The sequence below is a fragment of the Diaminobutyricibacter sp. McL0608 genome, from assembly GCF_039613825.1.
In the GTDB taxonomy this organism is placed as follows: Bacteria; Actinomycetota; Actinomycetes; order Actinomycetales; family Microbacteriaceae; genus Diaminobutyricibacter.
Genome location: NZ_CP154826.1, coordinates 935,737 through 959,098, shown reverse-complemented (window position 1 = coordinate 959,098; position 23,362 = coordinate 935,737). Strand labels below are relative to the sequence as shown.

Here is a 23,362-nt window from a genome sequence, read left to right as displayed (position 1 = left end):
CCTCTGAGAACCCTCAGTGACGGGCAGGGAAACTCCCAGATACCCATGCTGTAACTCGCGTAAGCTCGCGAGCGCATGTCTATCTTCGCCCATGAACAAGAACGAACGTATGCCTGAACAGCAAACCGATGCCCCGACCGAGACGCCACACGCTGCGCGGCTCATTCCGCAGCTGGTGAAGTTCGGCGCGGTCGGCGCCGTGGGCTTCGTCGTCAACGTCGTCGTCTTCAACGGTCTCATGCTGACCGTGTTCGCCGGTGTACATCACGGAACGATCTACGCGACGATCATCGCGACCTTCGTCGCGATCGTGACGAACTGGATCGGCAACCGCTATTGGGCGTTCGCCAAGCAGCGCCAGTCCAACCCCGTACGCGAGGGCATCGAGTTCTTCCTCGTCAGCCTCGCCGGCATGGGCATCCCGCTGCTCTGCGTGTGGATCTCCCACTACGTGCTCGGCTATGTGTCACTGGTCGCAGACAACATCGCGATCAACGTCGTCGGCCTCGCCCTCGGCATGCTCTTCCGTTTCGCGCTCTACCGCTGGTGGGTGTTCTCCCCCGACCGCGCACAGGCCGCTTCCGAGAAGCAACTCGCGGCCACCGCGACCGCGGCGCTACCGGGATCCCCAGATGGCGGTCTGATCGGGGACAGCTGACTCGTCCTGCTGCCGGCGCGTCGAGACGATGTTCTGGGAGTGCTCCATCAGGTCGTGAAGTGCGCTCTGCACCAGATCGGCCTTCGGTACGTCCTGCAGGACGACCGGCTTCTCCAAACCTGAATTGATGCGCACATCCCCCGAACGGAATGCGCTCTGCAGCCAGCTTCGGCGAACGCTGATGTCGTAGCCGCGGCTGTGGAGAAGTTCCTGGCGCACACGCACGAAGAAGCCGTGGCGGAGGATGATGCGGCGCGTGGTGATCGTGTACCGCTTGCTCAGCCAGAACGCCAGCGGCAGCAGGAAGAGCAGGAGCACGATCGCGGCGGCCGAGCTGTAGAGGAGCACGTTCTCCCAGACTTCGGTGAACTGTCCGCCGTAATACCCCAGAGCTCCGCAGGTCGCGATGAGCACGAGACTCGGCCAGAACAGTGCCCGCGCATGCGGGCGCAGGCGCGCCACGATGCGTTCGGGTGGCGGCGCCGCCGCTGTCCCCGCCGTGTTGCTCATGAGCTATTAATACCGCAGGTGAGTCACATCGCCTGCGGCGACAGCCGAGATGCGCGCATTCGCATCGACGAGCAGCCGCCCGTCGGTGTCGATGCCGGTCGCCGTCCCAGTGAGACGGTCACCGGAGGGCAGCTCCACCTGGACGGAACGACCGATCGTGCCGCACGCATCCGAGACAGCCTGCTGCAGACCGCTGGCCGCGGCGTCACCCCGGGCGGCGAGGAACGGCCGATAGAGGGCGTCCAGTTCGCGCAGGTAGGACGACAGCAGGTTGTCCGCATCCGTGTCGTTCGCCCCGGCGAGCATGAGGGATGTCGCGGTCTGCACCGGGAGCTCGTCGGCCTCGAGGGTCAGGTTGAGTCCGGCCCCGATGACGATGCCCGAGACATCGGGCAGGAGCTCGGAGAGGATGCCGCAGACTTTGCGGTCGTTGACGAGCACGTCGTTGGGCCACTTCAGATCGGCACCGGCCGGCACCACCGAACGGACCGAGCGGGTCATCGCGAGGCCGGCGAGCAGAGGGAACCATCCGAGGCTGTCCATCGGGAGCGCGTCGCCATCCGGAGTGCGCGGGCGCAGCAGCACGGAGATCGCGAGGGATTTGCCCGCCGGGGAGACCCAGCTGCGACCGAGCCGCCCGCGACCACGGGTCTGGTTCGCGGTCGCGACCACAGAGAAGTCGGGCCAGCCGTCGGAGTCCGCCCCGGTAGCGCGACGGACGAGCTCGTCGTTCGTGGAGCCCGCCTCGGGGAGGATCTCGAGAACGGATGCTTCGGCACGACTGAGGGGGAACTCCATGGCTCAAGTCTGCTGCAGTCCGACCAGCGAAACCAGCCGATTTTGTAGGTATTCCTCAACGGCACGGCCCAACCACTGGCCGGTAGAGTGAACGGCGTGACCGACACCGAACCACGCTCCGACCTCTCGACCACGGCAGGCAAACTCGCCGACCTCAAGGACCGCTATCACGAAGCCGTGACCGCGAGCGGTCTCTCAGCGATCGAGAAGCAGCACGCAAAAGGCAAGATGACCGCCCGTGAACGCATCGACCTGCTGCTCGACCAGGGCTCGTTCGTCGAGTTCGATGAGTTCGTGCGCCACCGCACCCACGCGTTCGGCATGGAGAACAAGCGGCCGTACGGCGATGCCGTGGTCACCGGTGTCGGCACCATCCACGGTCGCAACGTCGCCGTCTTCAGCCAGGACTTCACCATCTTCGGAGGCTCGCTCGGCGAGGTCGCCGGCGAGAAGATCATCAAGGTGATGGACCACGCGCTCAAGACGGGCGTGCCGATGATCGGCATCCTCGACTCGGGTGGCGCGCGCATCCAGGAAGGCGTGGTCGCACTCGGGAAGTACGGCGAGATCTTCCGGCGCAACACCGCCGCGTCGGGCGTCATCCCACAGATCTCGATCGTGATGGGACCTGCGGCGGGCGGGGCCGTGTACTCTCCCGCGCTCACCGACTTCGTCATCATGGTCGACAAGTCGAGCCACATGTTCGTGACCGGTCCGGATGTGATCAAGACCGTCACCGGCGAAGACGTGGGTTTCGAGGAGCTGGGCGGCGCGCTCACCCACAACAAGATCTCCGGCGTCAGCCATTACCTCGCAAGCGATGAAGAGGATGCCCTCGACTACGCGCGGACCCTCCTCGGCTTCCTCCCCGACAACAACCTCGCCGAGCTGCCCGTCTACGAGACGAATGCTGAGCTCGAGGTGACCGACGCCGATCGCAAGCTGAATACGATCATCCCCGACTCGCCCAACCAGCCGTACGACGTCAAAACGGTCATCGAGCACATCGTCGACGACGGCGACTTCCTCGAGATCCAGCCCCTTTTCGCACCGAACATCGTGATCGGGTTCGCCCGTGTCGAGGGCCGCTCGGTGGGCATCGTGGCGAACCAGCCGAGCGCGATGGCGGGCACGCTCAACATCGACGCGGGCGAGAAGGCCTCGCGCTTCGTGCGCTTCTGCGACGCGTTCTCGATTCCGATCCTGACCCTCGTCGACGTCCCCGGCTATCTTCCCGGCACCGACCAGGAGTGGACGGGTGTCATCCGCCGGGGGGCGAAGCTGCTCTACGCCTACGCCGAAGCGACCGTGCCGCTGGTCACGATCATCACCCGCAAGGCCTACGGCGGCGCCTACATCGTCATGGGCTCGAAGCAGCTCGGCGCAGACCTCAACTACGCCTGGCCCACGGCGGAGATCGCTGTGATGGGCGGCCAGGGCGCAGTCAACATCCTGTACCGCGGTGAGATCAAGCGAGCAGAGGAGGCCGGCGAAGATGTCGCGGCCGTCCGCACCAAGCTCGCCAACGAATACACTTACAACGTCGCCAGCCCGTTCCTGGCGGCCGAGCGCGGCGAACTCGACGGCGTCATCGAGCCGGCGGCGACACGTGTCGCCGTCATCAAGGCGCTTCGGGCACTCCGCACCAAACGCGCATCCCTCCCGCCCAAGAAGCACGGGAACATCCCGCTGTGATGGCTGACGGCAGCAACGGCGGTTCGATGAGCGAGAACGATCTCGGGAGCGACCTCACGTTCCTCACCCGCGTCGTGACCCCGGCCGAGGTCGCCGCGGTGACCGCGGTGCTGACGGCCGCTCTCGCCGAGCATGCCGCCGACAGGGCCGTCCGGTCGCGCCGCGGGCCCAGCGCATGGGAGCGCAGCCAGCGGCCCCTTCGCGCGCCGCTCGCGCCCGGCTACGGTGCCTGGAGGGGTTTCACCGGCTGACAGGACGCCGCGTCTGCCCCCCGCCGTCTGTACCCCATGTGGACCCCGGTTTCAGACCCCCCTCTTGCGGGTCAACCGTGATTACGCGGACAATGAAGACAGGTGGAAGTTGAAGTGTCCCCCACCTGTCCCCCAAAATGACGACTTTGATACTTCCGTGCAACACGGCAATATTGTTATTGCTAGGTGTCTCTCCTCGTGAGTTACACCGCCAATCACTCGCCGACTAGGGTAAGCGGGCGAGTGTTTTGGGGGCGAGTCAGGGCGATATTCGGGTTGTCGCCCTGACTCGGGGTTTTCGAAAAAGGGCCGGCTGAACAGCCGGCCCTTTTTCGCGGAATTCATCCTTGTCTTCGCCCTGGCCCGCTCGCGTCCCGGCCGCAGGTCACGCGTCGACGAACGGCCTCGGGATCTCCAGCCAGAGATCGACCTCGTCGTCCGTAGCATCCGAGCCGAGCGCGTTTGCGTCGTCGTCGGACATCCGCAACCCCACGACTGTCACCGCGGTCTTCGACGAACGCGGCACCGTGCGGACGATCAACTTGTCGGTCGTCGTACCCCGGATAGCGTCCGCCAGCCGGCCGAGCACAGCCCCGAGTGCTGTCTCGTCGAGATCGTCGATTCCGCCCTCGTCGAGGAGGCTGACGACGACGCCCCGCCTGCGCGCATCCATCACCTGCCGTCGGACGTCGTCGTTGAGGAGTTTGCGACCCCGGATCTCGTCGCGGATGGCGCCCTCGAGGTAGCGGCACTCCCGCCGCTCAGCCTCGGTCAGGTCCCCGTTCCTGCGGACGATCTCAGCGAGCATGGGTGCGGCGACCCGATACGTCTGACGCAGCCGGAGCTGGCGCTCCATGACATGCGCCTCCTGGGCGGCCTGCCACTCGGTCGCCTCACGCTCGGCGCGTGCGAACTGGAGTGCATCCCGGCCCGCCTTCGCCAGCGAGCCGGAAATCACCACGGCGATGCCGACCCAGACGACGCTGCCGATGACACCGAGACCGGCGAGAGCCGGAAAACCCGCCCAGACGACCGTCTGCACCGCGAGGAAACCGACTCCGACCCACGCAGCCAGCTGCTGACGCCGCACCGCCGCGATCGTCATCAGCGTTCCGACCGCAGCCACATACCAGGTCGCGTAGCCGTTGTCCTTCGTCGGGTCGAGCTGACTCGTCACAAGGATGGGCACCGCAACGCACACGGCGAGGTCGAACGCTGCGAGCCATACCGGCATCCGGGTGGGGCTCGTCGGCCAGAGGCTGATCACGGTGGCGACGCCGTACAGGATCATCGCCGCGATCGTCGGACCCGCGTTCTGCGGGATCGAGAGCGACGAGAGTGCGAGGAACAGGTGATAGGCGGAGAAGAGGGCGCCGAGGCCCAGGAACATCGCACGAGGGAGGGTGATCACGAGGCGATCTCCGATCCGCCGGCCCGGGCGTCTACGCTGTCGCCGGCCGCATCCTGATCGTCGTCGGATGCGGGCCACATGATAGTGACCGCGGTCCCCTCACCCGGCCTGGAAGCGATGCGGGCCAGACCGCCCACCTTCGAAAGCCGTTCCCGGATCGAGACGCGGAGGCCCAGCCGCTCGGCCGGGACATCGTTCTGGTCGAAGCCGGTACCCTCGTCGCGCACGGTGATCTGCACGGTCGCGAGCGGTCCACCGCCCAGGATTTCGAGCGAACGCGGGACACCCGGGCCGCCGGCGTGCTGCATGCTGTTCACCATCGCCTGCACCGTGGCCGAATACACGGCCTCCGCTACGTGTACCGGAACGGTGTGGACCTCCACGTCACGCACGTCGATCGTGAACGGCGATGAGAACGCGGCCGCGGCAGCGGTGATCCTGTCGCTGAGACGATCCAGGCCGACGAGCGACTGGTCCTCGGGGTCCGCCGCCTCGGCGGCATGGAGATGGCCGATCGCGTCGGATGCCATACGTGCTGCGAGCGCCTTGGCCTCCGGTGTCCGCGCGCTCGCGGCCGACAAGAGGGTCGTCAGCACGCTGTCGTGCACGATCGCGTCGACCTGGACCCGTTCGACCTCCGTCGCGTGCTGCCGGACCGCGGTCGCGTACCGGGCGAGTGCGGCGCTCTGTGCCGCATCGACGGCCGACGCCGCCTGGCGGAGCATGGCGATGATCACGAGGATCACCCCGCCCAGGATGATCGCGTACACCGAGTCGAGACCGGCTATCTCCGCTCCGACGCCGCCGCCGGACGGCAGCGCGCGGATGATCCCATAGGCGATCGGCGTGACGAACGTGTACGCCGTGGCCAACCACAACGGAAAGGCCACAGCGGCATATGCGGTGGCGACCGTGCACAGGAACCAGACCCACGGTTTCTGGCCGATCGCATCGGGGTTGACGGCGAGCAGCGGCCACGTCACGACGCTGATCAGGTAGACGACGGCCAGGGTGCCCATCGCTATCTTCACGTAGACCTGGGCGATCGCGAGGATCGGGATCACCGCCAGCAGGCCGAAGACGACGACGATGCCGACCATCCCCCACGGCTCTTTCAGCGCGGGAAGCTGGGCGATCGCGACCGGGAAGGTCTGAAGGCCGAAGACCAGGCCGAACGCCGAGACGCTGCGCCCCGCGATCCGTTCGAACCGCGCCCGGCTGATCGGGTTCCGCGGCTGATTCGCCGCCGGCAGCGATCGGGCCGGCGAGCTAGTTGCGCTCATTGCCCGTATCGGGGTCGAGTCCCGGCAGGATGCCGTCTTCGACCGCCCTCCTCAGCAGGTCGACCTTCGTCGGAGCCGGACGCCCCACCTCCACGTACTTCACGCGGATGCGGTCGAGGTACTCCCGCGCGGTCGAGTTCGCGATACCGAGCTGCGCGGCGACCGCCTTGAGCGGGAGTCCGGAGGCATACAGGTGCAACACGTCGCGTTCACGGCGTCCGAGCTGCGCTTTCGCGAAATCGCTGTCGGCGTCGATGGCCGTCGCCCATTCGAGGTTGTTGAGCACGTCGCCGGCCGCGACAGTGGCGATCGCCGCCATCACGGTCGTCGTCGGGGATGATTTCGGGATGACGCCCGCGGCACCGGCCGCGAGCGCTTCGCGGACGCTCGCAACCCGGTCGGCGATGCTGTGGACCAGAACCGCCGCACCGGTGCCCTGCACGCGCTTGACGTTGTCGGTGACGCGGGAGCCGTCGCCCAGCGAAAGGTCGAGAACGACCACCTCGCACTCGCGGTCGCCGAGTTCCGCGACGAACTCGTCGACCGTCGCAGCTGTCAGGACGACGTCGTAACCCGCATCCTGACACGCTGCTTTCAAGCCGAGCCGCACGGACTCATGATCATCGACGATTGCCACCCTCACCATGATGTTCATCGTAGTGCGGTAACTCCGGGCCGCTCGGGATGGCGCGGTCACCGCGCCAACATCGCCACCGCTTCGACATGGTGCGTGTTCGGGAACAGGTCGAACGCCCGCAGGGAACCGAGCTGGTACCCGTGGCCGGCGAAGGTGGCGAGGTCCCGTGCGAGCGCGACAGGGTCGCAGGCGACGTAGACGACCTGGGCGGGCGAGAGGTCGGCGATCGCGTCGACCACGGCTCGGCCGGCACCCGACCTCGGAGGATCGAGGATGACCGTTGCCGCTCGCAGCCGTGAGCGTTCGGCCGGCGAAGCATCCGCCGCCAGGGTCGTCACGAAACGCTCGACGCGTTCGGTCACCGCACTGGCGCCGATCCACTCGGCGAGATTCTCAGCGGCGTGATCGGTCGCCGCCTCGTCCCCCTCGACCGACGTGATCCGCACGGTGCTGCCGAAACGATCGCCGAGGGCGGCCGCGAGCAGACCGACGCCGCCGTAGAGGTCGAGGTTCGCCGCACGCGGGTCGAACAGCGCTTCGTCGACCGCGGATTGCACGGCCTCGGTGAGCGTCGCGGCGGCGAGCCGGTGCACCTGCCAGAACCCGCGTGCGTCGAGCTGGAACTCCCGGTCGCCGACGACTTCGCGCACCGGCATCGGCCGATGCCGCTGGCGGACGATGCGCCGCCCCCGCTTCACAGGAGCGTCGTTCACCAGGACGTGCGCGGTCCCGCCGGCCGTGGCGACGACGTCGATCGACTCCGAACCCGCGAACCGCTGGCCGAACGGTGCCGAGTCGGCGACCCGTTCGGTCGCGAGGGGAAGGTCTTCGACCTCGACGACGTGGTGCGAGCGCGCGGCGAAAGGCCCGAACGACCCGTCCTGCGCTACCTGCAGGCGGACTCTCGTGCGCCAGCCTGAACCGTCCGGCGTCTCGGGCTCGATGCCCGCGATCGCAGCACCCGCGGCCTCGACCGTGACGTCGCGTTCGATCTTCGCCATCCGCTCGAGCGCGTCGACGATCACACGGCGCTTCAGCTCGCGCTGGTGATCGAGTCGGATGTGTCCGAACTCCGCACCGCCCGCCCGACGCGACGGCGGCCGCTCCACCGAGGCCGCCGCCCACACGTGCGGCTGGCGCTCGGGCGCGGCCTCGATGACCGAAACGGTCTCCGCACGCCAGAACCGGTCATGGGTCGTATCCGTGATCCGGGCGCGGATGCGCTCCCCCGGCATCGTGTCAGGGACGAACACGACGCGACCGTCGAAACGGGCGACGAAGACACCCCCGTGCGCGACGTTGGTAATCTCGAGTTCGACATCATCACCCCGGCCGGAGCGGTCCTCGTGATTGCGTGGCATCAGTCGAGCATCCCACACAGCAGGACGCCGTGCACGAAGGAAGACATGCGCCTCTACCTCGCCTCAACATCCCCCGCCAGGCTCGCCCTCCTTCGTGCCGCGGGCATCGAACCGGCCGTCGTGCCCTCCCAGGTCGACGAGCCCGCCACCGTTGCGCGGGCGGAAGCCACAAGCGGCCCGCTCGGGCCGTCGGCGATGGTTCAGCTTCTCGCGCAGGCGAAAGCCGAAGCCGTGGTGGACTCGCTCATCGACGGCGAGCCGATCGACGGATTCATCCTCGGCGGGGATTCGGCGTTCGAGATCGGAGGAGCGATCTACGGCAAGCCGCACACCCCCGAGGTGGCGCGCGAGCGCTGGCTGGCACAGCGGGGTGACACCGGCCGGCTCCACTCCGGCCACTGGCTGATCGACCACCGCGGCGGACGCACCAATGCCGCGACCGGCGCAACCGCGGTCGCGACCGTGACGTTCGCCTCCGACATCACCAACGCCGAGATCGACGCCTACATCGCGACAGGCGAGCCGCTCGAAGTGGCTGGGGCGTTCACCGTCGACAGTCTGGGCGGCCCGTTCATCACCCGCGTGGACGGCGATCCGAGCACGGTCGTCGGCCTTTCGCTCGCGACCGTGCGCGAACTGTTCGTCGAACTGGGCGTCAGCTGGCCGAGCCTCTGGAATCGCTCTTTGTAGGCTTCCCGACCGCCGGGCGATCCATTTTTGTCGGGTTCACCCAAAAGGGGGATGCTGGCGCGGCATAGGCTAGAGAACTGTGCCACGCATAACCAAGGTCCTCATCGCCAACCGGGGCGAAATCGCCGTCCGGGTCATCCGCGCCGCGAAGGACAGCGGAATCGGATCGGTCGCGGTCTACGCCGACCAGGATCGCGATGCCGTACACGTGCGCCTCGCCGACGAAGCGTACGCCCTCGACGGCACGACCAGCGCCGAGACGTACCTCGTCATCGACAAGCTGCTTTCAGTTGCGCGCCGCTCCGGAGCGGACGCTGTGCACCCCGGCTACGGGTTCCTCGCCGAGAACGCCGACTTCGCCCGAGCGGTGATCGGAGCAGGACTCACCTGGATCGGGCCGTCCCCCGAAGCGATCGAACGACTCGGTGACAAGGTGTCCGCACGCCACGTCGCCGAGAAGGTCGGAGCACCGCTCGCGCCTGGGACGCTCAACCCTGTCGCCGATGCCTCCGAGGTTCTCGACTTCGTCGACGAATACGGTCTCCCGGTCGCGATCAAGGCTGCCTTCGGCGGTGGCGGCCGAGGACTGAAGGTCGCCCGCACCCGGGACGAGGTCGCCGAGCTCTTCGAATCGGCCACCCGCGAAGCAGTCGCGGCGTTCGGGCGTGGAGAATGCTTCGTCGAGAAATACCTCGACCAGCCCCGACACGTCGAAACCCAGTGCCTCGCAGACGCGTACGGCAACGTCGTCGTCGTCTCCACCCGCGACTGTTCGCTGCAGCGTCGCCACCAGAAACTGGTCGAAGAGGCACCGGCGCCGTTCCTGACCGCTGCGCAGACCGACGAGCTGTACCGCGCATCCAAGGCGATCCTCAAAGAGGTCGGCTACCTCGGGGCCGGCACCTGCGAGTTCCTCATCGGCAAAGACGGCACCGTCTCATTCCTCGAGGTCAACACGCGACTGCAGGTCGAGCATCCGGTCTCTGAAGAGATCACAGGGATCGACCTCGTCCGCGAACAGTTCCGGCTCGCCGAAGGCGGAACCCTCGACTACGACGACCCGATCGCACGCGGCCACTCGTTCGAATTCCGCATCAACGGCGAAGACGCCGGCCGCGGGTTCATCCCGTCGCCTGGACCGGTCCACGTGTTCAAGCCCGCCGGCGGACCCGGCGTGCGTGTCGACAGCGGCGTCCAGGCGGGCGATGTGATCTCCGGCTCGTTCGACTCATTGCTCGCCAAGCTGATCGTCACCGGCGCGACACGCGAGGATGCGTTGGAACGTGCCCGTCGCGCGCTCGACGAGTTCGAGGTCGCAGGCCTGCCGACGGTGCTCCCCTTCCACCGCGCGATCGTGCGCGACACGGCGTTCGCACCACAGGACGGCGAGCCGTTCTCGGTGTACACCCGCTGGATCGAGACCGAGTTCCAGAACGACATCGAGCCCTGGAGCGGTTCGACCGACGCTGTCGCGCCCAGCCACCAGCGTCACAGGGTGGTCGTCGAGGTCGAAGGCAAGCGCATCGAAGTGAGCCTGCCCGGCACGCTGCTCGCCGGCTCCGGCACGGGTGCCGACACCGCGAGCGCGCCCGCTCCGCGCCGCCGGGGTGGCGCGCACGCCGTCGACACCGCCACAGGCGATTCGATCACGGCGCCGATGCAGGCGACCGTGGTCAAGCTCGCAGTCGACAACGGCGACCAGGTCGTCAAGGGCGATCTCGTGCTCGTGCTCGAGGCGATGAAGATGGAGCAGCCGCTCACCGCGCACAAAGACGGAACGGTCTCCGGCATCAACACGGCGGTCGGGGCGACGGTGTCGTCCGGCCACCTGCTGCTCAACATCAGCTGAGACGGACTCCGCGGTCCTCGCCTGTTCATAAAACAGGCGATCGTGTTACCCGAGTGGCCAATGGGGCCCGGATGCGCTCAATTCGGCCCCATCCGTCACTCCCGTCACACGAACTCCTGTTTTGTGAACGCGCTAGGTGTGCCTGAGCACATCAATGATTGTCTGCTCGACAAGCGCCCAGTCGCGGAGGACGTCGACGGCGGTGAAACGCAGCCGACGGTAGCCGCCGAGCACGAACGCCGCATCGCGTCTGCGGTCCCGGGCGAAATGGTGCTGGGACGAGTGGAACTCGAAGCCATCGATCTCGACGAACACCCGATCGTCTACGAGCATGTCCACCCGACCGACTCCTCGCACGGCAACCTGCTGCCTCACGACGAGTCCGCGGCGTTGCAGCCGTTGCCTGGCTAGCGATTCGACCCCCGACTCGGACCCAGGGAATGCTCGCGACGCGATGAGTCGTGACCTCGTCGGCTCAGCCGCGAACATGCGACCGATCATTGCCGGGTCCACGAGTCTCAGACCGATGGCCGTGTCGAGCGTCGCGATGGCCGACTCCGCCGGGCTGCACCGCACGACCCCCCTGAGGCAGTCGGCGAGACTCACACGCCAGCATTCGGAAGGCGCCAGGTTGCCCTGCCAATGGATACGGACATCGCCGAATGCGTCCGCCCCGAACCGGAACGCGGACGACGGCACCGCGATGTGATCCACGACGTCCATCTGGAGTCGGGACGCCGAGGGCGGCACCGCGACATGAAGTCCGGCATGCATCTCGGACCACAGTCCATAGGTCGACGCTGCGCTCGCGCAGGCGAGTCTGCCTCCGATCGCGACAGCGGCGCGTTGTGCCGGGTCGGCATTCGTCGTTACGTAGTGCCCGCGCCGCACGCGGATGAGAGTGCCCATCCGAACGGCCTCCGTCAGTTCGCGCGGTCGATGACCAGCTCGGAGAAGCTCCGAGCGCGTGGCGACCTCGCCGAGCTGATGAACGGTTTCGAAAAGCGATCGCACCAGATCCAGTGTGCCCAGTCTGAGGCGGCTGAAGGCACACGCTCACACGATCTGTGGATAATCCGCTGTCCGGCAGGACGCCGGCGTGGCGGGAGCGTGATGACTACCTGTTCGTAAAACAGGAGATCGTGTTACTGAAGTTGCTCGTGGGGCCCGGATGCCCTCAATTCGGCCCCATCCGTCTCTCCTGTCACACGATCTCCTGTTTTGTGAACACGACGAGATGCGGACGGCAGAGGAAGAGGCGGCGGCACCGCCGCGGCGCCAGCTACAGGACGATGTGCATCGCGCGCGCGGCCTCGGAGATCGAGCCCGACAGCGACGGATACACCGTGAACGCACGGGCGACCTGGTCGACCGTCAGCCGGTGCTCGACGGCGAGCGCGAGCGGGAAGATCAGCTCGCTGGCACGCGGCGCCACGATCACGCCACCGATGACAGTGCCGGACCCGGTGCGGGCGAACAGCTTGACGAACCCGTCCTTGATGCCGAGCATCTTCGCACGCGGGTTCGATTTGAGCGGCAGTTTGTAGATGTCGCCCTGCGCGATGCCTTCTTCGATCTGTTTCTGGTTCCAGCCGACCGTCGCGATCTCGGGCTGGGTGAAGATGTTGGAAGTGACGTTGCGCAACTCGAACGGGTTCACCGCGTCTCCCATGGCGTGGAACACAGCCGTGCGTCCCTGCATGGAGGCGACGGATGCGAGTGGCATGAGGTCCGCGCAGTCACCTGCCGCGTAGATGTTCGGGATGGACGTGCGCGCGACGCGATTGACACGGATATGGCCGGATGCGGTCAACTGCACGCCCGCCTCCTCGAGTCCGATCCCCGACGTGTTCGGGATCGACCCGACGGCCATCAGGCAATGGCTGCCTTGCACGGTCCTCCCGTCGGAGAGCGTCGCGAGGACACCGCCCTCGTTCGCGACCACCGACTCGGCGCGCGACTTCGACAGCACGGTCATGCCGTTCCGCTTGAAGACGTTCTCGATCACCCGTGCGGCGTCGGCGTCTTCGCCTGGCAGCACCTGGTCACGACTGGAGATGAGTGTCACCTTGGAGCCGAGGGCCGTGTAGGCGGAGGCGAACTCCGCACCGGTCACACCGGACCCGACGACGATCAGGTGTTCGGGGACATGCGGAAGGTCGTACAGCTGCGTCCAGGTGAGGATGTGCTCGCCGTCCGGTTGTGCCGACGGGAGGATGCGCGGGCTCGCGCCGACCGACACGACGATCGTGTCGGCTTCGATCCGGTCGAAGTCGGTGCCCGTGTCGCCCTTGGCCGTCGACACGATCACAGCGCCCGCACCGTCGAGTCTGCCTTCGCCGGTGATCAGCCGGACGCCCGCGCGGATGAGCTCGGACTTCATGTCTTCGGACTGCTGCCGCGCAAGTCCGAGGAGGCGTTTGTTGACGGCGGCGAGGTTGACGGCGATCTCGGGACGGACGGGTTTGCCGGACTCCCCGCGGGTGAAGAACTGCACCCCGAGATCGGCTGCCTCCCCGATGGCGTTGGTCGCCTCGGCCGTCGCGATGAGCGTCTTCGACGGAACGACGTCGGTGATGACCGCGGACCCGCCGACGCCCACCCGTTCGACCAGGGTGACGTCCGCGCCGAGCTGGGCTCCAGCGAGCGCTGCTTCATACCCGCCGGGACCGCCTCCGAGTACGGCGATTCTCTGCTTGCGCTCGAACTCGTAGGCCATGGCATCCATTCTCTCGCGTCCGGGTATGCCCCGCCAAACCGCGCCGATGAGCGCGATCGGCCCGGGCGGCCGAATCGGGTATCGCAATAGAGTGGATCCATGTCTGACACCACCATGAACCCGCTCGACGACCCCGCTGCAGACCCGTTCGAGGTCGCACGTCTCGCCGCTGCGGCCATCGCTGAGAAGACCGGCGTCGAGCGCCACGACATCGCTCTCACGCTCGGGAGCGGATGGGGCAGGGCTGCAGATCTCATCGGCGAGACCACAGCGACCATCCCGGCGACCGAGATCATCGGTTTCGGTGCCCCGGCTCTCGAAGGCCATGTCGGGACGCTGCGTTCCGTCCTCCTCCCGAACGGCAAGCGCGCGCTGGTGATCGGGGCCCGCACGCACTATTACGAAGGCCACGGCGTCCGCCGCGTCGTTCACAGTGTGCGCACGGCGGCCGCGACGGGTGCGACGACGATGGTGCTGACGAACGGCGCCGGCGGCATCAAAGAGCACTGGAAGCCGGGCACACCGGTGCTCATCAGCGACCACATCAACCTCACCGCGGACTCACCGCTCGAGGGCGCGACGTTCATCGACCTCACCGACCTCTATTCGGCCCGGCTCAGGGCGCTCGCACGGTCGATCGATCCGACTCTCGACGACGGCGTCTACTGCCAGTTCCGTGGACCGCACTACGAGACCCCGGCTGAGGTGCAGATGGCGAAGGCGATCGGCGGCCACATCGTGGGGATGTCGACCGCACTCGAAGCGATCGCGGCACGGCAGGCAGGAATGGAGATCCTCGGGATGTCGCTGGTCACCAACCTGGCGGCGGGCATCCAGAAGACTCCGCTCAGCCACCAGGAGGTCATCGACGCCGGCCGTGAGGCCGAGCCAGTGATCAGTGCCCTCCTTGCGAAGATCGTGGGGGCGCTGTGAACGGGGCGCAGACGGACGTGCTGGAGGCGGCGCGCGCGTGGCTCGCCCAGGACCCCGATCCTGAGACCCGTGCCGAACTCGATTCGCTCGTGATCGCCGCCGAAAGCGGCTCGACGGTCGCCCTCGACGACCTGCACGCCCGCTTCGACGCCCGACTGGCCTTCGGCACCGCAGGACTCCGAGGGGAGATCGCGGCCGGACCCAACCGGATGAACCGCGTGCTCGTCGCGCAGGCTGCAGCGGGTCTCGCCGCGTACCTGCTGACTCACGCCGAAGGCGCGACTCCTTCGGTCGTCATCGGGTACGACGGGCGCAAGAACTCGGCGATCTTCGCACAGGACACCGCAGAACTGATGGCGGGCGCGGGCGTGCGCGCTGTTCTCCTGCCGCGCCTCCTTCCGACGCCGGTCCTCGCGTTCGCGGTGCGTCACCTGGGGGTGAGCGCCGGCGTCATGGTCACCGCCAGCCACAATCCGCCGAACGACAACGGCTACAAGGTGTACTTGGGCGGGGACGACGCGGGCTCCCAGATCGTTCCGCCGGCCGACGCCGACATCGCCGCTCAGATCCTCCGGGTCGCGGCGGCGCCGATCACCGGGCTGCCGCGATCGGATGCCTACGAGATCGCCCCCGAATCCGTCGTGGACGCGTACGTCGAGGCCACCGCAGCGATCGCCCGGACTCCGAGCCCGGCAGTGTCGTACGTCTACACGGCGATGCACGGCGTCGGGTGGGAGACCGCTGCCCGGGTGCTCGAACGGGCAGGATTCAGCTCCCCCGTCGTCGTCGCGGAGCAGATCGAACCGGATCCTCGGTTTCCGACCGTCGCATTCCCCAACCCGGAAGAACCCGGGGCGCTCGATCTCTCATTCGCTACGGCCCGGAAGGCAGGCGTCGAGCTGATCGTCGCCAACGATCCGGATGCCGACCGCCTGGCCGTCGCCATCCCGGACCCCGCGTCAGCAGATGGATACCGGCGCCTCAGCGGCAACGAGGTGGGCGCTCTGCTCGGCTGGCGGGCCGCTGAACTGGCCGAGGCGGATGCGTCGGCCGATGGCGGACCGAACGGAACGCTGGCGTGCTCCATCGTTTCGTCGCCTGCCCTCAAGACCGTCGCCGCGGCCTACGGACTCGACTTTCAGGACACGCTCACCGGCTTCAAATGGGTGTCGCGCGCGACCGGACTCATCTACGGCTTCGAGGAGGCCCTCGGCTACCTCGTGGACCCCGACGTGGTGCGCGACAAAGACGGCATCTCGGCCGTGGTCGCTTTCCTCGACCTGGCGTCGTCGCTTGCGGCGGACGGTCTGACGGTCGCCGACCAGCTCGACCGGTTCAGCGAGCGGTTCGGACATTTCGCATCCGATCAGATCTCGCTCCGGGTGACCGACCTCGCCGACATCGACCGCATCATGGCGAGCCTTCGCTCGACTCCCCCGGCGGCGGTCGGAGGGGTGACGGTCAGCCGGATCGACGACCTGAAGGACGGGTTCGACGCCCTCCCGCCGAGCGATGTGCTGCGGATCTGGCTGGCCGACGGGTCGCGTGTGATGGTACGCCCGAGCGGCACGGAACCGAAGCTCAAGGTTTACATCGACGCCTCGAGCGACCAGGGGTCTGCAGGAGAACGCCGTGCGGCTGCCGAAACGCGGGTCCGCGAACTCGCCGACGGGATGCGCGGGCTCCTCGCCTGAGTCGTACCGGCCGCCGTTGCGGTGGCGAGCGTCAGCCGAGCGCCGCCTCGAGCTTCGCCTCGAGCTCGTCGAGGTCGAAGAAGTTGTCGATGACGACGATGTCGGCATTCGTGTCGCCGATCGCATCGACGAGTTCCGGTGAGGTCAGGATCACCTGGGCGTCGGCCGCGGCGATGCGCACATTCGCCACGTCGGATGCCGTCACGTCCGCATCGATCTCGAGGCGGTCGAGCACACGTTCCGCGTTCACTTTGAGGATCGCGGACGTTCCGATACCTGCGCCGCAGATCGCGACGATCTTCACCGCGACGCCCCCTCGCCGCTCGCTGCCATGATGCTCTGCACCTCGGCGACATCGGCCGCGGCGGCGAGAGCCGGGATCGCGCCCGGGTTGTTGAAGATGTTCGCCAGTTCGGCGACGCTCGTGACGTGCGCATCCGGTGTTGCGACGGCGAGCCCGATCACCACGCCGACAGGATCGTTGTGCGGGTGCCCGAAGACGACCGGCACGTCGAGCGTGACCACCGAGAGGCCGTCTGCCAGAACATCCGGACCCGGGCGCGCGTGTGCCAGTGCCAGCCCGGGGGCGATCACGATGTAGGCACCGAATTCGTCGATGACCTGGATCATGCGCGCCGCATAGCCGGGCTTCGTCGCCCCCGAGCGCACGAGTGCCTCGCCGGCCAGCTCAACCGCCTCCCGCCAGTCGGAGGCGTGTGCTCCGACGGTGATCGCGGAATCAGGAAGGGGAGGTAGCGGCATGCTCCAAGCGTATCGTCCGGCCGGCTACGAACCCTCGAAACCTGCTGTGATGATGTCGGCCAGCTCCTCGCGGTCTTCGAGCGGGAGGAACGCCGATGCGGCCGCGTTCAGCTGGAACACCTCGAGGTCGGTCAGGTCGTAGTCGAACGCATCGGCGAGCAGTGCGAGCTCCCGGCTCAGCGTCGTCGCACTCATCAGGCGGTTGTCGGTATTGACGGTCACCCGGAAGCCGAGCTGGTAGAGCAGGTCGAAGGGATGGTCGAGGATGTCGTCGCCCCAGGCCGCGATCGCACCGGTCTGGAGATTCGACGATGGGCTCGTCTCGAGCGCGATCTCGCGGTCTTTTACCCACTGGGCGAGCGATCCGAGGGTGACGTAGGTGTTCTCGTCGTCCTGCCGTTCGATCACGATGTCTTCGGCGAGGCGCACGCCGTGACCCAGGCGGAGCGCACGCCCGTCGAGGATCGCGCTGCGGATGCTGTCAAGACCGTCGGCCTCGCCCGCATGCACGGTCGTAGGGAAATAGTTCTCGGCGAGGTAGTCGAACGCACGGCGGTGGTTCGACGCCGGGAATCCGGCCTCGGGGCCCGCGATGTCGAAACCGACGGCTCCGCGGTCGCGGTGGCGGACGGCGAGCTCGGCGATCTCGAGGGCGCGGTTGGTGTGGCGCATCGCGGACACGAGCTGGCCGACTCGGATGCCTCGGCCGGTCTGGTTGACGTCGTCGATGCCCTCCTCGATGCCCTCCTGCACGGCCTCGACGGCCTGGTCGAGGGTGAGCCCACGGCTCAGGTGCTGCTCGGGCGCCCACCGGATCTCGCCGTAGACGACACCGTCGGCGCCGAGGTCCTGGACGAACTCGCGCGCCACGCGCACCAGGCCTTCACGCGTCTGCATGACGGCGGTGGTGAGGTCGAAGGTCTTGAGGTATTCGACGAGTGAGCCCGAGTTGCTCTGCTCGGCGAACCACTGGCCGAGCGCCGCGGCATCGTCGGCGGGAAGGTCGAGTCCGATCGCGTCACCGAGCTCGATGATGGTGGCGGGCCGCAGGCCGCCATCGAGATGATCGTGGAGCGACACCTTCGGAAGCGCGGTGATGCTCGTACCGCCGGCGAGCAGGAATTCCTCAGGCACAGTGTTCATGAGGACAAATCTATCGGGGCCGGGGCCCGCGATGAACCGCCCGCTTCCGGATCTGGACGAAGCATTTCGGAGATCTCAGCCGCAGTGCCCCTGGTGAGCTCGACGATCTGATCCAGGTCGACCACCGGATCCGTCGTCGTCGCACACGGCACGGTCAGGGCGGCCGCCGGAAATCCGTCCGTCCCTGTGATCGGGAACACGATGTCGAGGATGCCGACGAGCTGCCTCCCGGACTCCCGCGCGTAACCTGCAGCAGCAACGTGCGCCACTTCTTCGGCGAAGCGGTCGGCGACCCCGGGCTCGCGCGCGGCGAGGTCGACCAGATAGGCGCGCTGCAGTTCGACATCGGCCGAGGCGAGCAGCACAGCGCCTGTCGCGGTGCTCTCGACCGGGAACTCGGCGCCGACCCGCACCGCGAATCCGAACGGCCCCGGGCTCTCCACCTGGGCGATGACGAGCACTCGGCGGGCGTCCAGCACCGAGAGGTTGCAGGTCTGTCCGGATGCTGTGGACAGCCTTCGCATCGGCCCCAGCGCCGCCTGCACGAGTCCGCGCAACGGCGGGTGGCGATGCGCCAGCCCGAACATCATCAGCGACACGGTGTAGAGCCCCGATGCGGGATCGCGTACCAGGTAGCCGCGCCGCTCCAGCGTCTGGAGCACCCGGAAGATCTCGCCGACCGAACGACCCGTCTCGCTCGCGATCTGAGCCTGGCTGACTCCATCATTGCGGTCGGCCAGCAGTTCCAGGATGTCCAGCCCCTTGTCCAGGGCGGGCACCGCGTAGCTGGGCATCAGCGCGAAGCTCCGAGAGCGGCGATGAACCGCGCCGCGATGAGACGTTCGATGTCATCGGGGACGGGCTGCGCGCCAGGACGCAGGCTGCCCGCATCCGTCGCCACGCGCTCAAGCGAAAGCGCCTGCAACAAGAACCCCAGGTCCATCGATTCGAGGGAATTGCCCTTCGGTTCGCGACCGGCGAGGTTGAACATCCGGCCGCCCGCCAGCAGGACGACGCGGCTCCCGTTCGGCCGATGGATGCGCTCGATACCGTCATCGACCTGGTCGATGACGGTGGCATCCGCTCGCAGGGCCGCGACATCGATCTCCCAGGGGAAATGGCCGGAATTGCCGAGTACGACGTCGTCGCGCAGAAGGTCGAAGATGTCGGCACCGACGACGCGTTCGCGGCCTGTCGCGGTGATGAGAACATCCGCCCACCCGGCCAGTTCGGCGAGCGATGCCACACGGAATCCGTCGAGGGCGGCTTCGAACGCTTTCATGACGTCGAGCTCGACCACGCCGACCTGAGCGCCCAGGGAACGGAAATACTGTGCGATGCCGCGGCCGCACCAGCCGTAGCCGACCACCACCACATGACGGCCGGGAACCATGAGATTGGTGATGCGCATGAAACTCTCGACGATCGACTGGCCGACCGCGTGCCGGTTCTCGCCGATCGCTTTCAGGCGGCTGTCGTTGATCACGACGACCGGAAACGGTAGTGCGCCCGCGAGCTCGCCGCGGAGCCGGTCGGCGCCTGAGGTCGTCTCCTCGGTGCCGCCGATGATCGATGCCTGGGCGTTGCGCTCGACGACTCCCGCCGCGAGGTCGGCGCCGTTGTCGAGAAGGATGTCGGGGGCGCTGTCGAGTACCGCCCCCACGTTGGCTTCGTGCTGTTCGAGCGTGTCGTCGCGGGCGCCGAACACGGTCATCCCTGCACCGCGGAGTGCGGCGACGGTGTCGTCCTGCGTCGAGCCGTAGTTGCCGGTGGCGACGATCTCGGCACCGCCGGCGGCGAGGGTCTCGAGCAGCACCGCCGTCTTCGGCTCGAGGTGGAGGGACATGCCGATGCGGTGCCCGGCGAACGGCTTCGTGTCGGCGAAATGCGCTCGGGCCTGAGCGAGAAGGGGCATGCGGGAACGGATCCAGTCGATGCGCGCGCGGCCCTTTGCAGCGAGGTCGATGTCTGCGTTGTTCATCGGATCATTCTTTCATATTTGCAAGTGAGTTTCATATAGGTATCCACAATTACTGGAGCCGCAAGCGTTATCCACTGTTCGCGCAGTTCACGGTGCCCGAGCGCGCTGAGCTCGCCAAGCTTCGGTCATGCCCAGCCGCAGCCCGCTCCCTTCCGCCCTGAGAAACCGGCCGTTCACCGTCGCGCAGGCGACGGAGGCGGGTGTCCCCGCGCATCGAATGTTCGCCTCCGATCTCGCGCGACCATTTCACGGAGTCCGCGTCGATGCGCGGCTTTCTGAGAACTTCCGAGGCCGGTGCGAGGCACTCTCTGCTCGCCTCAAACCGGAGCAGTTCTTCAGCCACACGACGGCGGCGCGCCTCCACGGCCTGCCGCTGCCCTTCCGACTGGAACGGGAAGGCGAAATTCACGTTTCATCGTTTGCACCGGTTCGACCTCCCCGTGTCGTCGGAGTAATTGGACACTCGGCGCGCCGCGATCGGGTGGAGGTCGTCGAAGGGAATGGGCTCCAGGTTGTGAGCGCCTCGGTGGCCTGGTGCCAGTTGTCCGGTGTCCTGACTCTGGACGAACTGATAGTGGCCGGCGATCGGCTGCTTGGGCGGCCGCGCGCCATCGCCACACACGTCGAGATCGCTGCGGCGGTGTCGGCATACGGCCAATCCCCTGGCTCGAGACGCCTCCGGGCGGCCCTGGCACAGATACGCGAGCGGGTGGAGTCGCCACGTGAGTCGATGCTCCGCCTTGCGCTGGTTCGCGCCGGGCTCCCCGAGCCGCAGGTGAATGTGGCGATCGTCGACGCTCACGGCCGCGAATTGGCGATCGGCGATCTTGTCTACGCTCGGGCCAGGGTGCTCGTGGAGTACGACGGCGAGCACCACCGCACCGACGACCGACAGTACGGTCGCGACGTTGTACGGCTGAACAACATCGCTGCCGAAGGCTGGCTCACCGTCCGCGTCGACAGACATATGACATTCGACGAGGCGTGCGCACGAACCCGTCGCGCGCTCATCGCTCGGGGTGGGCTCAACGACCAATAGGTTGCCAAAATATGCGACCGTGGAGCGATTGGTTGCCAAGATTTTGGCGACCAATCCATGGGCTGGACCGGCCTTGGGAGGTTGGTTGCCAATACATTGGCGAACAAGTCGATTGGTCGCCAATATATTGGGGACCAATCTCGAACTGGTGCGTTCGCGACCGCTGTGGGGTGCAGGTCGTCTTTCGCGCGACGGGGCGAGAGGCCCTCGAGAGCGCTAGGAGATACGGTCGGCGATGAGCGGGCCGCCGTCGAGGACGGGGTCCCCGGAGCCGCCGATCCGCCATGCGCCTTCGACAGCCTCCAGCGCGCGCTCGAAACGCGCCGGCTCGTCCGCCGACAGCGTGAACAGGGGCTGGCCTGCGCGCACGGTGTCGCCCGGCTTCGCGTGCAGGTCGATCCCGGCAGCGTGCTGCACCGGGTCCTGTTTGCGGGCCCGTCCGGCCCCCAGTCGCCACGCCCCGATCCCGAACGGCAGAGCCTGCTGCTCGACGAGCACGCCATCGCGATCCGCGACGACGGTGTGGGTCTCCTTCGCAACCGGAAGCGGCGCATCCGGGTCTCCGCCCTGCGCGCGGATGACCTCACGCCACTTGTCCATCGCCCGGCCGTCCGTGAGCGCTGCCTCCACGTCGACGTCGGTCTTGCCGACGAGTGCGAGCATCTCGCGTGCCAGCGCCACCGTCAGTTCGACGATGTCGGAGGGTCCGCCGCCGGCGAGGACCTCGACCGATTCCCGCACCTCGTTCGCGTTACCGATCGCGAGACCGAGAGGGACGTTCATGTTCGTGAGCAGCGCCGAGGTGGCGACCCCAGCATCCCGCCCGAGGTCGACCATCGTGCGTGCGAGCTCGCGCGACCGCTCGATGTCCTTGAGGAACGCGCCCGAGCCGAACTTCACGTCGAGCACGAGCGCACCCGTGCCCTCGGCGACCTTCTTGCTCATGATGGAGGACGCGATCAGGGGGATCGCCTCGACGGTACCGGTGATGTCGCGCAGCGCGTACAGTTTGCCGTCGGCCGGCGCGAGACCGCTGCCTGCCGCGCAGATCACGCCACCCACATCGCGCAACTGGTCGAACATCTCCTGGTTGGTCAGGTTGGCTCGCCAGCCCGGGATGCTCTCGAGCTTGTCGAGGGTTCCTCCCGTGTGGCCGAGCCCGCGACCCGAGAGCTGCGGAACCGCGACGTCGAACACGGCGACCAGGGGCATCAGCGGGAGTGTGATCTTGTCCCCGACTCCACCGGTCGAATGCTTGTCGGTGGTCGGCTTGCCGAGTCCTTCGAACGACATCCGTTCGCCGGATGCGATCATCGCCATGGTCATGTCGCGGATCTCGCGCCTGGTCATCCCGTTCAGGAAGATGGCCATGGTCATCGCCGACATCTGCTCGTCGGCGACGTACCCCCGTGTGTAGGCGTCGATCAGCCAGTCGATCTGTGCGGTGGACAGTTCGCCCTTGTCGCGCTTGGCGTGGATCAGGTCGACGGCGTCGAACGCCTCGACCCCGCCGGTGGTGGCGGTGGTGCTCATCTAGTCCTGTCCCTTGTAGTCGGTCAGCTGTCGTGGCCCGAACGCGTCGGGCAGAACTTCGTCGATCGTGCGGATGCCCGAGACGGTCTCGAGCACCATGTCGTGAGCGGAGTGCTCATAGAGCAACTGCCGACAGCGGCCGCATGGCATCAGGATGTTGCCGTGACCGTCGACGCAGGTGAAGGCGACGAGCTGTCCGCCTCCGCTCATGTGCAGCGCGGAGACGAGCCCGCATTCGGCGCAGAGCGTCACACCATAGCTGGCGTTCTCGACGTTGCATCCGCTCACGATGCGGCCGTCGTCCACCAGGGCAGCCGCGCCCACCGGGAATTCCGAGTAGGGCGCGTAGGCGTTCTTCATCGCCGAGCGCGCGGCTTCGCGCAGCGCATCCCAGTCGATCGCGAGGTCGGTCATG

At 67.2% G+C, this 23,362-nt stretch carries 23 protein-coding genes; 8 read left to right on the top strand and 15 right to left on the bottom strand.

Annotated features, from left to right (window positions below; all coding sequences use genetic code 11):
• Window positions 1-109: 109 nt before the first annotated feature.
• Entirely contained in the window at window positions 110-658 is a 549-nt protein-coding gene (locus tag AAYO93_RS04450) for a GtrA family protein (protein WP_345763806.1), read from the top strand.
• On the opposite strand, the gene AAYO93_RS04445 is transcribed toward AAYO93_RS04450, so the two are convergent.
• Both AAYO93_RS04445 and AAYO93_RS04440 read right to left on the bottom strand, forming a co-directional pair.
• Complete coding sequence (locus AAYO93_RS04445) at window positions 617-1,168, bottom strand: PH domain-containing protein (RefSeq protein ID WP_345763805.1); 552 nt, start codon at window positions 1,166-1,168, stop codon at window positions 617-619. The genes AAYO93_RS04450 and AAYO93_RS04445 overlap by 42 nt on opposite strands.
• 6 nt (window positions 1,169-1,174) lie before the next feature.
• Entirely contained in the window at window positions 1,175-1,966 is a 792-nt protein-coding gene (locus AAYO93_RS04440; protein ID WP_345763804.1) for a biotin--[acetyl-CoA-carboxylase] ligase, read from the bottom strand.
• Between the two features lie 87 nt (window positions 1,967-2,053).
• Between AAYO93_RS04440 and AAYO93_RS04435 the strand changes: the two genes are divergently transcribed.
• Complete coding sequence (locus AAYO93_RS04435; protein ID WP_345763803.1) at window positions 2,054-3,661, top strand: acyl-CoA carboxylase subunit beta; 1,608 nt, start codon at window positions 2,054-2,056, stop codon at window positions 3,659-3,661.
• Window positions 3,661-3,912 carry an acyl-CoA carboxylase epsilon subunit gene (locus AAYO93_RS04430; RefSeq protein ID WP_345763802.1) on the top strand — a complete coding sequence of 84 codons (252 nt, stop codon included), beginning with the start codon at window positions 3,661-3,663 and terminating at the stop codon, window positions 3,910-3,912. Before AAYO93_RS04435 ends, AAYO93_RS04430 begins: the two co-directional genes overlap by 1 nt.
• Window positions 3,913-4,297: 385 nt before the next feature.
• Here the strand turns inward: AAYO93_RS04430 and AAYO93_RS04425 are convergent, their stop codons facing one another.
• The 4 genes from AAYO93_RS04425 to AAYO93_RS04410 are packed head-to-tail and all read right to left on the bottom strand — an operon-like array spanning window position 4,298 to window position 8,604.
• Window positions 4,298-5,323, bottom strand: coding sequence for a hypothetical protein (locus tag AAYO93_RS04425; RefSeq protein ID WP_345763801.1), 1,026 nt, complete (start codon window positions 5,321-5,323; stop codon window positions 4,298-4,300).
• A complete protein-coding gene (locus AAYO93_RS04420; protein ID WP_345763800.1) occupies window positions 5,320-6,606 on the bottom strand; it encodes an ATP-binding protein in 1,287 nt (428 codons plus the stop codon). Before AAYO93_RS04420 ends, AAYO93_RS04425 begins: the two co-directional genes overlap by 4 nt.
• Entirely contained in the window at window positions 6,593-7,252 is a 660-nt protein-coding gene (locus AAYO93_RS04415) for a response regulator transcription factor (protein ID WP_345763799.1), read from the bottom strand. The genes AAYO93_RS04420 and AAYO93_RS04415 overlap by 14 nt, the downstream gene beginning before the upstream one ends.
• 47 nt (window positions 7,253-7,299) lie before the next feature.
• Complete coding sequence (locus AAYO93_RS04410) at window positions 7,300-8,604, bottom strand: class I SAM-dependent RNA methyltransferase (RefSeq protein ID WP_345763798.1); 1,305 nt, start codon at window positions 8,602-8,604, stop codon at window positions 7,300-7,302.
• A gap of 45 nt (window positions 8,605-8,649) precedes the next feature.
• Between AAYO93_RS04410 and AAYO93_RS04405 the strand changes: the two genes are divergently transcribed.
• On the top strand, window positions 8,650-9,294 hold the full coding sequence (locus AAYO93_RS04405; RefSeq protein ID WP_345763797.1) for a Maf family protein: 645 nt from the start codon (window positions 8,650-8,652) through the stop codon (window positions 9,292-9,294).
• 79 nt (window positions 9,295-9,373) lie between these two features.
• Complete coding sequence (locus AAYO93_RS04400) at window positions 9,374-11,143, top strand: acetyl/propionyl/methylcrotonyl-CoA carboxylase subunit alpha (protein ID WP_345763796.1); 1,770 nt, start codon at window positions 9,374-9,376, stop codon at window positions 11,141-11,143.
• Window positions 11,144-11,275: 132 nt separating this feature from the next.
• Here AAYO93_RS04400 and AAYO93_RS04395 read toward each other — a convergent pair whose 3' ends face one another.
• Window positions 11,276-12,052: a DUF559 domain-containing protein gene (locus tag AAYO93_RS04395; protein WP_345763795.1), complete on the bottom strand. Its 777-nt coding sequence runs from the start codon at window positions 12,050-12,052 to the stop codon at window positions 11,276-11,278.
• 373 nt (window positions 12,053-12,425) lie between these two features.
• Window positions 12,426-13,862: an NAD(P)H-quinone dehydrogenase gene (locus AAYO93_RS04390; protein ID WP_345763794.1), complete on the bottom strand. Its 1,437-nt coding sequence runs from the start codon at window positions 13,860-13,862 to the stop codon at window positions 12,426-12,428.
• 99 nt (window positions 13,863-13,961) lie between these two features.
• Here AAYO93_RS04390 and AAYO93_RS04385 point away from each other — a divergent pair, with 99 nt between their 5' ends.
• A complete protein-coding gene (locus AAYO93_RS04385; RefSeq protein ID WP_345763793.1) occupies window positions 13,962-14,795 on the top strand; it encodes a purine-nucleoside phosphorylase in 834 nt (277 codons plus the stop codon).
• A complete protein-coding gene (locus AAYO93_RS04380; RefSeq protein ID WP_345763792.1) occupies window positions 14,792-16,489 on the top strand; it encodes a phospho-sugar mutase in 1,698 nt (565 codons plus the stop codon). The genes AAYO93_RS04385 and AAYO93_RS04380 overlap by 4 nt, the downstream gene beginning before the upstream one ends.
• Before the next feature lie 31 nt (window positions 16,490-16,520).
• On the opposite strand, the gene AAYO93_RS04375 is transcribed toward AAYO93_RS04380, so the two are convergent.
• From AAYO93_RS04375 to AAYO93_RS04355, 5 genes are read right to left on the bottom strand one after another with little or no spacing between them, the layout of a single operon-like run.
• Window positions 16,521-16,793 carry a PTS sugar transporter subunit IIB gene (locus AAYO93_RS04375; protein ID WP_345763791.1) on the bottom strand — a complete coding sequence of 91 codons (273 nt, stop codon included), beginning with the start codon at window positions 16,791-16,793 and terminating at the stop codon, window positions 16,521-16,523.
• Window positions 16,790-17,251, bottom strand: a complete 462-nt coding sequence (locus tag AAYO93_RS04370) for a PTS sugar transporter subunit IIA (RefSeq protein ID WP_345763790.1) — start codon at window positions 17,249-17,251, stop codon at window positions 16,790-16,792. Before AAYO93_RS04370 ends, AAYO93_RS04375 begins: the two co-directional genes overlap by 4 nt.
• A 24-nt stretch (window positions 17,252-17,275) precedes the next feature.
• A complete protein-coding gene (locus tag AAYO93_RS04365) occupies window positions 17,276-18,394 on the bottom strand; it encodes an adenosine deaminase (protein WP_345763789.1) in 1,119 nt (372 codons plus the stop codon).
• Complete coding sequence (locus tag AAYO93_RS04360; RefSeq protein ID WP_345763788.1) at window positions 18,391-19,188, bottom strand: IclR family transcriptional regulator; 798 nt, start codon at window positions 19,186-19,188, stop codon at window positions 18,391-18,393. The genes AAYO93_RS04365 and AAYO93_RS04360 overlap by 4 nt, the downstream gene beginning before the upstream one ends.
• On the bottom strand, window positions 19,188-20,375 hold the full coding sequence (locus AAYO93_RS04355; RefSeq protein ID WP_345763787.1) for an adenosylhomocysteinase: 1,188 nt from the start codon (window positions 20,373-20,375) through the stop codon (window positions 19,188-19,190). Before AAYO93_RS04355 ends, AAYO93_RS04360 begins: the two co-directional genes overlap by 1 nt.
• 709 nt (window positions 20,376-21,084) lie before the next feature.
• Between AAYO93_RS04355 and AAYO93_RS04350 the strand changes: the two genes are divergently transcribed.
• The gene (locus tag AAYO93_RS04350) at window positions 21,085-21,414 is read left to right on the top strand and encodes a hypothetical protein (protein WP_345763786.1); all 330 of its coding nucleotides are present in this window, start codon (window positions 21,085-21,087) and stop codon (window positions 21,412-21,414) included.
• Between the two features lie 216 nt (window positions 21,415-21,630).
• On the opposite strand, the gene AAYO93_RS04345 is transcribed toward AAYO93_RS04350, so the two are convergent.
• Together AAYO93_RS04345 and AAYO93_RS04340 are read right to left on the bottom strand one after the other, a co-directional pair.
• A complete protein-coding gene (locus AAYO93_RS04345) occupies window positions 21,631-22,947 on the bottom strand; it encodes a thymidine phosphorylase (RefSeq protein ID WP_345763785.1) in 1,317 nt (438 codons plus the stop codon).
• Window positions 22,948-23,361, bottom strand: a complete 414-nt coding sequence (locus tag AAYO93_RS04340; RefSeq protein ID WP_345763784.1) for a cytidine deaminase — start codon at window positions 23,359-23,361, stop codon at window positions 22,948-22,950.
• Between the last annotated feature and the right edge of the window lies 1 nt (window position 23,362).

Excerpts from the sequence above, each read along its gene's own strand:
- AAYO93_RS04440 (WP_345763804.1), bottom strand. The coding sequence starts at position 1,966 with ATGGAGTTCCCCCTCAGTCGTGCCGAAGCATCCGTTCTCGAGATCCTC.
- AAYO93_RS04360 (WP_345763788.1), bottom strand. The coding sequence starts at position 19,188 with ATGCCCAGCTACGCGGTGCCCGCCCTGGACAAGGGGCTGGACATCCTG.
- AAYO93_RS04370 (WP_345763790.1), bottom strand. The coding sequence starts at position 17,251 with ATGCCGCTACCTCCCCTTCCTGATTCCGCGATCACCGTCGGAGCACAC.
- AAYO93_RS04430 (WP_345763802.1), top strand. The coding sequence starts at position 3,661 with ATGGCTGACGGCAGCAACGGCGGTTCGATGAGCGAGAACGATCTCGGG.
- AAYO93_RS04420 (WP_345763800.1), bottom strand. The coding sequence starts at position 6,606 with ATGAGCGCAACTAGCTCGCCGGCCCGATCGCTGCCGGCGGCGAATCAG.
- AAYO93_RS04445 (WP_345763805.1), bottom strand. The coding sequence starts at position 1,168 with ATGAGCAACACGGCGGGGACAGCGGCGGCGCCGCCACCCGAACGCATC.
- AAYO93_RS04345 (WP_345763785.1), bottom strand. The coding sequence starts at position 22,947 with ATGAGCACCACCGCCACCACCGGCGGGGTCGAGGCGTTCGACGCCGTC.
- AAYO93_RS04410 (WP_345763798.1), bottom strand. The coding sequence starts at position 8,604 with ATGCCACGCAATCACGAGGACCGCTCCGGCCGGGGTGATGATGTCGAA.
- AAYO93_RS04450 (WP_345763806.1), top strand. The coding sequence starts at position 110 with ATGCCTGAACAGCAAACCGATGCCCCGACCGAGACGCCACACGCTGCG.
- AAYO93_RS04405 (WP_345763797.1), top strand. The coding sequence starts at position 8,650 with ATGCGCCTCTACCTCGCCTCAACATCCCCCGCCAGGCTCGCCCTCCTT.
- AAYO93_RS04340 (WP_345763784.1), bottom strand. The coding sequence starts at position 23,361 with ATGACCGACCTCGCGATCGACTGGGATGCGCTGCGCGAAGCCGCGCGC.
- AAYO93_RS04355 (WP_345763787.1), bottom strand. The coding sequence starts at position 20,375 with ATGAACAACGCAGACATCGACCTCGCTGCAAAGGGCCGCGCGCGCATC.
- AAYO93_RS04395 (WP_345763795.1), bottom strand. The coding sequence starts at position 12,052 with ATGGGCACTCTCATCCGCGTGCGGCGCGGGCACTACGTAACGACGAAT.
- AAYO93_RS04415 (WP_345763799.1), bottom strand. The coding sequence starts at position 7,252 with ATGGTGAGGGTGGCAATCGTCGATGATCATGAGTCCGTGCGGCTCGGC.
- AAYO93_RS04385 (WP_345763793.1), top strand. The coding sequence starts at position 13,962 with ATGTCTGACACCACCATGAACCCGCTCGACGACCCCGCTGCAGACCCG.
- AAYO93_RS04390 (WP_345763794.1), bottom strand. The coding sequence starts at position 13,862 with ATGGCCTACGAGTTCGAGCGCAAGCAGAGAATCGCCGTACTCGGAGGC.
- AAYO93_RS04365 (WP_345763789.1), bottom strand. The coding sequence starts at position 18,394 with ATGAACACTGTGCCTGAGGAATTCCTGCTCGCCGGCGGTACGAGCATC.